10 protein-coding genes and 1 pseudogene are annotated in these 11,144 nt (G+C 66.4%); 1 reads left to right on the top strand and 10 read right to left on the bottom strand.

All coding sequences use genetic code 11. The annotated features are described in order from the left end of the window. The 10 genes and pseudogenes from O3669_RS10495 to O3669_RS10450 form a co-directional block, all read right to left on the bottom strand. Nucleotides 1–1,064, bottom strand: a pseudogene (locus O3669_RS10495) (hypothetical protein); the annotation flags it as partial. 17 nt (nt 1,065–1,081) lie between these two features. Continuing rightward, nucleotides 1,082–2,377 (bottom strand): PrsW family intramembrane metalloprotease, encoded by a 1,296-nt coding sequence (locus tag O3669_RS10490; RefSeq protein ID WP_371524752.1) that lies wholly within the window; start codon nt 2,375–2,377, stop codon nt 1,082–1,084. Between the two features lies 1 nt (nt 2,378). Further along, nucleotides 2,379–3,002, bottom strand: a complete 624-nt coding sequence (locus O3669_RS10485) for a hypothetical protein (protein WP_371524754.1) — start codon at nt 3,000–3,002, stop codon at nt 2,379–2,381. After that, nucleotides 2,999–4,180, bottom strand: coding sequence for a glycosyltransferase family 4 protein (locus O3669_RS10480; protein ID WP_295968144.1), 1,182 nt, complete (start codon nt 4,178–4,180; stop codon nt 2,999–3,001). Before O3669_RS10480 ends, O3669_RS10485 begins: the two co-directional genes overlap by 4 nt. Next, entirely contained in the window at nt 4,177–5,103 is a 927-nt protein-coding gene (locus O3669_RS10475) for a phosphatidylinositol mannoside acyltransferase (RefSeq protein WP_371524749.1), read from the bottom strand. The genes O3669_RS10480 and O3669_RS10475 overlap by 4 nt, the downstream gene beginning before the upstream one ends. Next, nucleotides 5,100–5,726: a phosphatidylinositol phosphate synthase gene (gene pgsA / locus O3669_RS10470; protein WP_371524747.1), complete on the bottom strand. Its 627-nt coding sequence runs from the start codon at nt 5,724–5,726 to the stop codon at nt 5,100–5,102. The genes O3669_RS10475 and pgsA overlap by 4 nt, the downstream gene beginning before the upstream one ends. Continuing rightward, complete coding sequence (locus O3669_RS10465; RefSeq protein ID WP_295919994.1) at nt 5,726–6,301, bottom strand: HIT domain-containing protein; 576 nt, start codon at nt 6,299–6,301, stop codon at nt 5,726–5,728. Before O3669_RS10465 ends, pgsA begins: the two co-directional genes overlap by 1 nt. Before the next feature lie 5 nt (nt 6,302–6,306). Beyond that, nucleotides 6,307–8,340, bottom strand: coding sequence for a threonine--tRNA ligase (gene thrS / locus O3669_RS10460; RefSeq protein WP_371524745.1), 2,034 nt, complete (start codon nt 8,338–8,340; stop codon nt 6,307–6,309). A gap of 71 nt (nt 8,341–8,411) precedes the next feature. Next, nucleotides 8,412–9,437 (bottom strand): lipid II:glycine glycyltransferase FemX, encoded by a 1,026-nt coding sequence (locus tag O3669_RS10455; protein ID WP_371524743.1) that lies wholly within the window; start codon nt 9,435–9,437, stop codon nt 8,412–8,414. A 108-nt stretch (nt 9,438–9,545) separates the two neighbouring features. Next, nucleotides 9,546–10,823: a carboxylate--amine ligase gene (locus tag O3669_RS10450; protein WP_295919982.1), complete on the bottom strand. Its 1,278-nt coding sequence runs from the start codon at nt 10,821–10,823 to the stop codon at nt 9,546–9,548. A gap of 70 nt (nt 10,824–10,893) precedes the next feature. Between O3669_RS10450 and O3669_RS10445 the strand changes: the two genes are divergently transcribed. Further along, nucleotides 10,894–11,144: hypothetical protein (locus O3669_RS10445; RefSeq protein ID WP_371524741.1), on the top strand; the 251-nt coding region annotated here is incomplete at its 3' end.

Raw genomic sequence — 11,144 nt, 5'->3', positions numbered from 1 at the left:
GGCGCAGGAATGGCTGCCGCGGGCGCGAGCGCGGAGGCAGCCGCAGGTGCCTTGGCGGGCTCGGGAGCGGATGCCGCCGCAGCTGAGAACGAGTTTTCGGGAGTGCTAGCAACGGGCAGAGGGACCGAATCGGTCACCGGCAGGCTCCTGCTCGCCTGAGCTGGTGCCGCGTCAGCGACGGGCAAACTGCGCTCCGATCGGGCGGGCGCCGCGTCGGGTGTCGCACTCTGTGCAGCTGCCGGGGCGCCGACTTCGGGCTGGGGATGAGGTGCCGTGGCACTCATACCGGTCACCGGGCCACGCGGGGCACCATCGGGGCCACCAAGAGCACGCTGGGCGATACCCCTCTGACCCGACGAGGCCGTGGCACTCATACCGGTCACCGGGCCACGCGGGGCACCATCAGGGCCACCAAGAGCACGCTGGGCGATACCCCCCTGACCCGACGAGGCCGTGGCACTCATACCGGTCACCGGGCCACGCGGGGCACCATCGGGACCACCAAGAGCACGCTGGGGCACGCTACCTTGAGCCGCGGGAGCGTGGCCCGAGCCGCCCAGTCCCCGCTGAGGCGCGCCGCTCTGTCCCCCCGTGGCCGCGCCCGGTGCAAAGGGCCCGCGGCCACCGCGCTGCCCATTGGCGCCAGGACGCTGTGGGGTCGGCGCCCCATGCCTGTGGCTGGGAGTCGGGTGGGCCTCACTGGCGGACGGACGCTTGTGGCCCGCAGAGGTGGTCGCCTCGCGCGCGGAGGGACGCCTGCGTTCAGACACAGGAGTGATGTCGGTGGGATCGGCACCCTGCGGCAGGAAAGTGGTCGCAGGGGCGACGTCCGAGCCGCCTGACTGGGGCAGGAAAGTCGTTGCGGCCGCATCGTCCGAGCCGCCTGACTGGGGCAGGAAACTCGTCGCGGCCACGTCATCAGAGCCACCCGACTGGGGCAGGAGCTGCGTCGCGGGAGTCGCCTCGGAAGCGTTGCTGTCAGGAAGGGAGGGCATCACGGTCGTCGGTGGCACATACGCGCGCCCGCGTGGCGTCGATGCTCCGGGGTATCGAGGATTAGTCATTGTTATTCCTTCATTTCTCAGGCGGTGCGCACGCGTGCGGTCACGGCTTCAGAGACATCGTGTTGCTGCTGGGCAATGGACGTCAGACGCAAGAACTCGCGCCTGTTGTCCGCAGCCTCCGTGAGCATTTGGCGGTCGTTGTCGATACGGGCGTGGTCGGGTCCACGCTTGGCCATCATGCACTGGTCAAGCCCGAGCGCGGCGAGGTTGGACAGGAAGGAACGCATCGCACGCTTTGCATCGCGACCGCCCACGCCAGCCCATTTCACGGCGGCCTTGCGTGCGCGCATGTCCGTCGCCATCGTCACCTCACCGGGCAGCACCCAGCCGGTACGCACGTAGGGAATGAGGCCCTTGCGAATCTTCGCTGCTTCCTTACGCGACGCGAGCACCAGCAGGGTCGTCCACAGGACGAAGCCCGGCACCTGGATCACCAGGTAGAGCATGAGGAAGCGTGCAGGCCCCAGGCTGCTACTGCCGTTCCACGCGAAGTGAATGAGCATGGCGAAGAACCAGAACAACAGGACAATGCCAGCTTTGGACCAACCGCGCTTGAACCTGAGGACAGCCAGCGCCAAGCCGATGCCGGTCATCGACGTGGCCATCGCGTGCACGAAGGGGCTCATGAGACCGCGGATCGCGACCACGAACAGGAGGCTCGCCGTCCCCGTAGCTTCCTCGCGCAGGAAGTAGAGGATGTCCTCTGTGAACATAAAGCCAGCTGCGGAGAAGCCCGCGTAGACGACGCCGTCGAGCACCGAGTTGATGTTGGTGCGGCGCACGATGACGACGATGACGACGCCGATTCCCTTGAGTGTCTCCTCCACGAGGGGTGCAACAAACGTTGCGGACAGGGCGCTGGCCGTATCAAGGTCGCCCAGATTGTAGGCAAGATTCGTACCCAGAGCGGTATTGAGAATGCCGGAGGATAGGGTGGCCACGCCGGCGCCCCACACGAACAGGGCCAGTTTCGTCTTCCACGGCTCGGGCTCCCACCGGTCGATCAGGAAGAGGAATCCGACGACGATGGACAGGGGGATGAGCGCGAGCAGCGTGGTCTTCACAAGGGCCATGACGCCCGTTGCTTCCGGGCTGAGGAAGAAGATGATCAGGCCGATAAGGCCCAGAATACCGAGGGAGGTGAGGACCACCTCGAGCCACGGGAACGAGTGTATGGGCTTTGGTGGCTGCCACACGGGCGCGGCGTCGTCGGGGGCCGGGGCGCTGATTCCGTTGTCGTCACCGACGGTCGCGGCGCTGATCTTCTTCAGGCGGTAGTCTTCCCCGGGTCCGCCCCAGTGTGTGCTTCGCATGTCAGTATCCTCGTCCGCCAATGTGTGTGTCGTCGTCAAAGTCGATGGGCTCGGGTATCGGAGCATGTCCGGCAAGCCTGAGCAATTTTACCATTCGTGCTGAGCGCAGAGCCCGGACTCCTGCTACGTCCACGTTGTGCACGTTTCGCGTCAATTCGATGCGGTAACAGGTCGCGTCCAGTGCTTCCAGCCGCGCGGCCGCGTGCGGGTCGGCTGTCACCTGGGCGCGGACGGGCGGAGTGAGGGTGTCACGGATGGCACGGGACAAGGCAGAGGCACGCTCGAGGCGGGTGGCCACCTCGACCCGATCGGCTCTGCGCGAGGCCGTGGTGCGTCGGTCGAGGCCATCTGTCGTGAGCTGGTCGCCGTCGTCGTGGATGGTGGCGCGTGCGATATCGAGCATCGTCTGGGCTCCCCCGTCTTCAAAGGGCGAGGTTTGGGCGAGAAGGGAGGCCTCGGACGCGCGTCGGAGCAGCAGGCGCGAGAGAGCCTCGCGCGAGGCAATGATGCGCTGGTGGAGGCGGTCGAGTCGGCGCGCCCGCCCGACAGCCGCGCCGACGCTGACGGCCACGATGACCAGGGCGACCGCGACAGCGCCAAACACCCAGACGGACTGTGAGATCACCACGTGTCCCCTTCCCGATCCGTTCGCCCGCGCAACAGGTCCCGCGTGCGGCGCGTCCCAGACACGGCGGGGCTGCCCATGTCGATGGCGAGCTTGTAGACCTCGAACACCTTGTCCGCCACGACCTCCCAGTCGTACTGCGCGGAGGCTCGCTGTCCGGCGTCGGACACCTGCTCCAGGCGGCTCGGGTCGCTCAGCAGGTCAATGAGGGTGGCTGCGAGCGATTGCGAGTTGCCGGTCTCGAAGAGCGCCCCCGCGCGACCGTCCTCGAGGACTGCTCGGAAGGCCGGGATGTCGGAGGCGACGACGGCGGTGCGCGCGCTCATGGCCTCGACCAGGACGATGCCGAAGGACTCCCCGCCCGTCTGCGGGGCGACGTAGACGCTCGCTCCGGCCAGCAAGGACTCCTTTTCCTCGTCGCTGATGCCTCCCAGGAAGGACACGGAATCACCGAAGCGAGCCACGGCCTCGCGACAATCGGGGGCGTCTCCGCGCCCGGCAATCAGGAAACGAGCGCCCGGGAAGCGCGCGAGCACGCGCTCGATCGCGCCAACGAAAATGCTCAGGCCCTTGCGCGGCTCGTCGAGGCGCCCCAGGAACACGACGACCGGGCGATCCGCAGTGGCCGCCCACTGTACAAGCGGCGTCGCTGTGCGGAACGAGGCCGTCTCCACCCCGTTCGGAATGATGACGGCGTCCCCACCGTGATGCTCGATGAGTGTACGCCGCGCCTCCTCGGAGACGGCGATCCGCACGCCGATGCGCTCCATGTACAGCCTCATGGGCGCCGAGGCAATGGAGCGGGAAACCGAGCGGCCCAGCGCCGCGTGGAACGTGCCAACCAGCGGGGCGCGCGAGGATATCGCCGCGGCCATCGACACCGACGGGACGACGGGCTCGTGGACGTGCACGACATCGAAGTTGTTCTCGGCGAGCCAGCGCCGCGTGCGCTTCATCGTCGTCGGCTTGACCGAAATGTTGGCAACCGAGCCGTTAAAGGGAATCGACACCGACGATCCAGCCGACGTGATCCACTCGGGCAGGTCCTCCGACGTCGACGGCGTCAGGACGCGCACGTCGTGTCCGCGCGAGCGAAGCTTGAGCGCCAGGTCTCGGATGTGAAAGCCCACTCCCCCGGGCACGTCCCACGAATAGGGGTTGACGATCCCAATCTTCATCGATTCTTCCTCTCGTGCTCAGCGCGGGCGCGCGCCAGACGTTGCGGATCCAGATCCTCGACGTACACCCGCTGCATCATGTGCCAGTCCTGGGGACGATCCGCCATCATCGCCGCGAACTCGCTCACCCAGGCCTGCGTGAGCGCCTCGACCCGGTTCACTCCGGGTGCACGATCCGTCGGCGCACTGATCGGGCCGACGCAACGCACGCGCACGTCTGCCCCCACCGACGTCTCGTTTTCGTAGGTGATACAGGCCGCGAACAGCGGACGGTCCAGTTTCGTCGCGAGCGCCGCGGGGCCCGCCGCGACGAGCGCACGTCCAGTCCCCAGATCAACCTCGATGCCCGACCCCGAGATATCGCGATCGGCCAGGAGCGGCACGATGACGCTGCGGCCCCGCACGCGTTCAACGAGGGTCGAAAACACCGACTCGCCTGGACCAACACCGATGATCTCCATGCCCAGCCCCTCGCGCAGAGCGACGAACCGCTCGAAAAGCGAGGGAGGCTCAACCTTTTCGGCGACAGTAACGATCCCGGGGCCGTTGGCGCACACCCATGCTCCCGCCCGATCCCAGCTGCCCGAATGACCCAGCGCCAAGATGACCGGCCCATCTGCGCTAGCCTCGACCAGTGCGTCAAAACCCTCGAAGGTGACTCCCTCCAACAGGGGTGCGCCTCGGCGCGAGCCGAGCATCAGTTCCTCGGCGTAGTTACGGATGTGCGAGCGCACGGCCGCCTCGAGACGTTCATCCGAGACCGGGCTGCCAGTCAGACGAGCCATGTTGGCGCGCAGGCGCTCGATCGGGGCGCCACCCCGACGCGCCACAAGACGCGCTCCCCTATCTGCCAGGCGCATCACGCGTCGCAGCGGCAGACGAGGAGCGAGACGGAATGCGAGCGAGAGGGCGGAGAAGGTCACTGGGCTCCCTCGTCGATGTGGCGCGCGGTGAACCAGATGCGCTGGCACACCGTCACGAAGGACGCGAACGCCACCCACGTCAGGCCAACCGCGAACACCCACTGCGGCAGGCCCACGCTCATAAGAGTCGCGCTGCCCATGCCGACGATGAGCCGATCGGTGCGCTCGGCGATGCCGAGCTTGGCCACGACGCCGACAGACTCCGCGCGGGCGCGAGCATACGGCACGGCCGCAGCGCCGACGATCGAGCAGATGCCGGCGATGATCGCCCACGTCCGCACGGGCGAGTCCGCCATCTGGAAGACCGCGTAGGCGCTCAGCGATCCGAAGACCGCGCCGTCGGCCAGACGGTCCAGGGTGGAGTCAAGGAACGCGCCAAAGCGCGTACCGCCGGTCGTCATGCGTGCCAGCGTACCGTCGACGGAATCGCCGAACATGACGATGGCGAGGCCGATGGCCCCCTGCCAGATCCAGCCCTGCGGCAGACAAAGGACGGCGATGACGACCGTCGCGACCGTGCCCGCGACCGTCACCATGTTGGGGGTGACTCCGAGACGGGCAAGAACGCGCGCGAGCGGCGTAAAGATTGCCTTCGTGATGGATCGACCGTGATTGCCGAGCATCAGCCCTCCTGAGGCCAGGCGGCGGCGAGGCGGGCGCGAGCATCCTCAAGAAGCTCGGGCACGGCCTTCGTGCGCGCGATGATAGGCAGGAAGTTCGCGTCCCCTGCCCACCGGGGCACCACGTGCTGGTGCAAGTGCGCGGCAATGCCAGCCCCCGCGACCTCACCCTGGTTCATGCCCAGGTTGAAGCCGTGCGGGCCGGCGACCTCACGCGAGACGCGCATGGCGGTGGCCGTCAGGTCGCCGAGCTCGACGCGCTCCTCGTTCGTCAGCTCCGTGTAGTCCGACACGTGACGGTACGGGCACACGAGCAGGTGGCCGGAGTTGTAGGGAAACAGGTTCATGAGAACGAAGCAGGTGGCACCCCGAAAGACGATCAGCCCCTCATCGTCGGCCTTTGTCGGCGCGCTACAGAACGGACACGTCCGATCCGAGGCATCGGCGGGCTTGCCCTCCCCGTGGATGTAGGCCATCCGGTACGGGGTCCAGAAGCGACCGAAGCCGTCCGGGACGCCCGCAAGCTCGCGGGCGTCCTCGGTGGGCAGCGGTTCGGTGTGCGTGCCCTGCTCCGTCATATCGCTCACGCCTCGTCGAGGCCGTCGATCTGGTCGGCGTTGTTGCGCTGCTCGATGTGCGACACGATCAGCTCGACCGCGCGATCAACGGCGACGCCGTTGTGCTGCGAGCCGTCACGCAGACGGAAGGACACGGCCCCGGCCTCGACGTCCTCGCCGCCGGCGATGAGCGTGAAGGGGATCTTGTCCTTGGAGGCGTTGCGGATCTTCTTGCCGAAGCGATCGTCCGACAGGTCGGTCTCGACGCGCACGCCACGCTCGCGCAGCTTGGCGGCGACGTCCTTAACGTAGCCGTCGAAGGCCTCGGCGACGGGGATGAGGCGGACCTGGACGGGCGAGAGCCACGCCGGGAACGCGCCCGCGTAGTGCTCGGTGAGGACGCCGATGAAGCGCTCGACAGACCCCAGCTTCGCGGAGTGGATCATGACGGGGCGCTGGCGGGAGCCGTCGGCTGCCGTGTACTCCAGGTCGAAGCGCTCGGGCTGGTTGAAGTCGTACTGAATGGTCGACATCTGCCAGGTGCGGCCGATCGCATCCTTGACCTGCACGGAGACCTTGGGGCCGTAGAAGGCGGCGCCGCCCGGATCGGGAACGAGATCAAGGCCGGTCGCGGCGCAGGCGTCTTCGAGGGCCTTCGTGGCAGCCGCCCAGTCTTCGTCCGAACCGATGAACTTGTCCTTCTTCTTGCCGTCCTCGTCGCGCGTGGACAGCTCGAGGTAGAAGTCCTTGAGGCCGAAAGCCGACAGGATCGACAGGAAGAACTCGATCTGCGTGCGGATCTCCTCCGAGGCCTGCTCCGGGGTGCAGTACGTGTGCGAGTCGTCCTGCGTGAAGCCGCGCATGCGGGTCAGGCCGTGGACGACGCCACTCTTCTCGTACCGGTAGTCGTGGCCCAGCTCGTAGAAGCGCAGGGGCAGCTCACGGTAGGAACGGCCGCGCGAGCGGAAGATGAGGTTGTGCATCGGGCAGTTCATGGCCTTGAGGTAGTACTCCTGGCCTGCCTTAGTGACGTTGCCCTCCTCGTCGCGTTCTTCGTCGACGAGCATGGGCGGGAACATCGTGTCCGCGTAGTAGGGCAGGTGACCCGACGTGTGGAAGAGTCCGCCCTTGGAGATCTCCGGGGTGTGCACGAAGTCGAAACCGGCCTTCTTATGACGGTCGGTCACGTAGGACTCGATCTCGTGGCGCAGGATGCCACCCTTGGGATGGAAGACAACGAGGCCGGGGCCGATCTCCTCGGGGAAGGAGTACAGGTCCAGCTCGGCGCCGAGGCGTCGGTGGTCGCGGCGCTCGGCTTCCTTGATGCGCTCCTGGTAGGCGACGAGGTCTTCCTTGGAGGCCCAGGCGGTGCCGTAGATGCGCTGGAGCTGATCGTTGGACTGGTCGCCCTTCCAGTAGGCGGCCGAGGCCTTGGTCAGCGCGAAGCCGTTGCCGATGAGCTTGGTGGAGGGCAGGTGGGGGCCGCGGCACAGGTCCCTCCAGGCCACCGAGCCGTCGCGGCGCACGTTGTCGTACATGGTGAGCGTCGCGCCGCCGACCTCGACGGACGCGCCCTCGGCGCCCTTGCCCTTCGTGGTGACGAGCTCGAGCTTGTACGGCTGATCAGCCAGCTCAACCACGGCCTCGTCCTCGGAGATCTCGCGGCGCACGAAGCGCTGCCCCTCCTTGATGATGCGCTTCATGCGCTTCTCGAGGTCGCGCAGCAGCTCGGGGGTGACAGCGTCGATGTTGCCGAAGTCGTAGTAGAAGCCGTCGGTGATGAAGGGGCCGATGCCGAGGTTCACGTCGGGGAAGACGTCCTGAACGGCCTGCGCGAGCACGTGGGTCGCGCTGTGACGCAGGATGTTCAGGCCGTCCTCGCTGGCCAGGGTGATGGCCTCGACGGCCGTGCCCTCTTCGAAGGCAGTGGCGAGGTCACGAGGTTCGCCGTCGACCTTGATGGCGACGACGTCGCGGGCCTTGTCGAACCACGTCGTGCCCGTGGTCCCCGCCGGTACGGTCTGGTTTTCTCCGTCGATGACGAGCGAGATGTCGGGCACGGTGTCTCCTTGTTTGATTCCTTCGAGAGCGTATGTTGCTAGTGGGATTCTATCCCTGGTGAGGGCGCCCTTCAGGAGCGGGCGCGCCAGTCCTTCACCGCTTTGGCGGCGGTCAGAGCACGGTAGGTGGCCTTCTTGACGGGCATGTCCCAGCCGCCGGGCACGTCCGTGTAGTGCGAGGCGAAGGCGCTCTTGTACTTGCCGACGCTGTACAGATCGGGGCAGCGCGGCGAGTGCGCACCCATCAGGTCGAATTCACGCACGCCGTCGCGCGCCAGGAATTCGGCGGCCAGGAAGTCAAGGACCGGAGGCTGACGCAGGCGTCGGCCGGCCTCGGTGGAGGCGCCGTACTCGGCCTGGGCGCGGATGCCCTCGACCAGGCAGAAGTCCCAGCACAGGATGTTGCCGTCGGCGTCGCGCATGGAGAAGATGCGCGCATGCTTGGGGCCGAGCGTGGTGAGCAGGCTCATGTAGTAGTCCTTGGGGTGAGGACGGAACCCGTCGCGCTCGGCAGTCTCCTCCATGACGGCGTAGTACTCGTCGATGACCTCGGCCGCTTTGGCCGTGTCCTCGTGGAAGGTGACGCCCTCGGCCTTGCCCTTCTTCAAGCCGGAGCGGATCGAGCGCTTACCAGACTTGGTCATGGTCGCCAGGATCGCGTCCTCGGTCTTGCCGGAGGTGTCGATGACGACGGTGCGGTCGTAAGAGATGGTCTGCAGCGGCATCACCAGGTCGGGGTGCTGGTAGATAGCGTGCAGGCGCACGAAGGCGACGGACTTGTCGCGCTTGTGGATTTCTGCGAGCAGGTCGGCGCGCAGCGCGGCCTCCCGCTCGGGGGTGGCCTCCTTGACCCACGCGGGTCCCCACTTGGCCCACAGGTAGTGCACGCCGCGCATCGCGTACTTGTAGAGGGTGATGAAGGCGACCTTGGTGTCATCCTCGCACCACGCGTAGCGTCCCCACACGCCATGACCCTGCGACTTCTCAAAGGTCTCCCACACGCAGGTCTGTTCGATGGGAAGGGAGCGGTCCTGGAAGCCGGAGACAGCGGCGGTCTTGTCTTCTTGAGAGATGGGCACAAGTGAGGTGGTCGTCATGGTGTCCTCGGTTTGTCGAAAGTTTCGGTGGTCAGTCTAGCAGGGGCCCTGCCCCCATCGACGAGGCCGTGGCCCGGCGACGGGGGCCGTGCGAGCGGGCGGTTCGTCTCAGTACGAGGTCTCGGTCGGCTCGGGGTAATAACGCGCGAACTTACGGCGGTGATTCTGCTTCTGGAGCCACACGATGAGGTTGCGGCGCAGGTCTTTTTCGGTGGGGTTCAGAAGCAGGTCAAAGCGACGTCCCTCGCGGATGATGCGCTTGACGCGGCCGCGCAGGTCGGAGTCGGTGATGTAGCGCAGGAGCAGCGAGTCGGGAACCAGCGTGTAGAGGATCTCGTCGGTGGCCTGGGTCTGCTCGCAGGCCTGGCCGTCGATGAGGTCGGCCACCATGGGGATCATGGGATTGGCGCCCGCGGCGGCCATGTACCAGTTGTTGCGGCCGATACGCGGGTTGACCTCGAAGAACAGGGCGCGCCCATCGCGCGGATCGATTTTGACGTCAAAGTTCGCGAATCCCCGATAGCCGTTCTCGGTCAGCAGCGCGCATGCGTCCGCCCACAGCTGCGGGAAGTCCTCGGTGATCATGGCGACGGGGTTGCCGATCATGGTCGGCGCGTGGTCCTCCAGGAGCACGCGGGCAGAACCGATGAGGGTGACCTCGCCGCGCGAGTCGACGTACGCGGTGATGGAACGCATCGCCGTATTGTCGCCGGGAACGAGCTCCTGAACCAGGAAGGTGTCGCGGAAGCCCGCCTTCTTGAGGGTCTCCCACAGCTTGGCCAGCTCGGCGGGCGTGTCGATAAACCAGATCTTGCGCTTGCCCTCGAACTCGAGAACGTCGTAGGGCTCACCGTTGGCCGCCTTGGCCACCACGGGGAACGTGAAGGGAATCTCCGGGGCAACCCAGGCCTCGTTCGTCGCGTCGGAGAAGTCGACGACGACCGTGCCGGGGGTGTCAATGCCGGCGCGCTCACAGGCGCGGGCAAACTCGGCCTTATCCGTCAGGCGGTTCATGACCTCCAGGTTCGGGAAGGGCAGCGCGTAGTGTCGCGACAGCTTGTCCATGTTGCGTGCCACGAACGCGGAGAAAATGTCGTGGTTCGCCATGAGGATGAGCTTCTTGTCGGGATGCTCCCCCGCGATCGTCATGAGCGTGTCGAGCAGCTGCGCATCCGTCGCGTGGGCGCTCACATGACGAACATCGAAAAAGTGTGACCGTGTAATCGATTCGGTCGGCTGGGACCCCACGCAGATGCAGCGACATCCAAAAGCTTCATTGAAACAGCGGCCGATTCCGTAGACGCCGAAGTCTCCTCCGATGATCACGGGGAGGATGTCCTGGCGAGGAGAAAGCGGACGAGGCCGGGTCAGGTAGTCGATCGTCATGCCCCAAGCCTAGCGCCTGGTAGGATACAGAACGATCCCTGAGACTTGACTCACCTACAGGAAGTCCACCATGAGCGCCCAATTCCCGCCCCACAATGGCCAGCCCTATCAGCGTCCGCCGATGGGTGGATACAACCCGCGCGGATACCAGCAGGGCGGCTACCTGCAGGGCCAGCAGCAGGGTGGATACCAGCAGAACCCGCAGCAGGGTGGATACCAGCAGAACCCGCAACAGGGTCAGCAGCAGGCTGGATACCAGCAGAACCCGCAGCAGGCTGGCTACCAGCAGGGCCCACAGCAGGGCGGATACCAGCAGAACCC

The organism is Pauljensenia sp. 20925_1_34 (genome assembly GCF_041432775.1).
GTDB lineage: Bacteria > Actinomycetota > Actinomycetes > Actinomycetales > Actinomycetaceae > Pauljensenia.
Note: the sequence above shows the minus strand (reverse complement) of the source record. Positions and strands in the feature narration are given on the sequence as shown.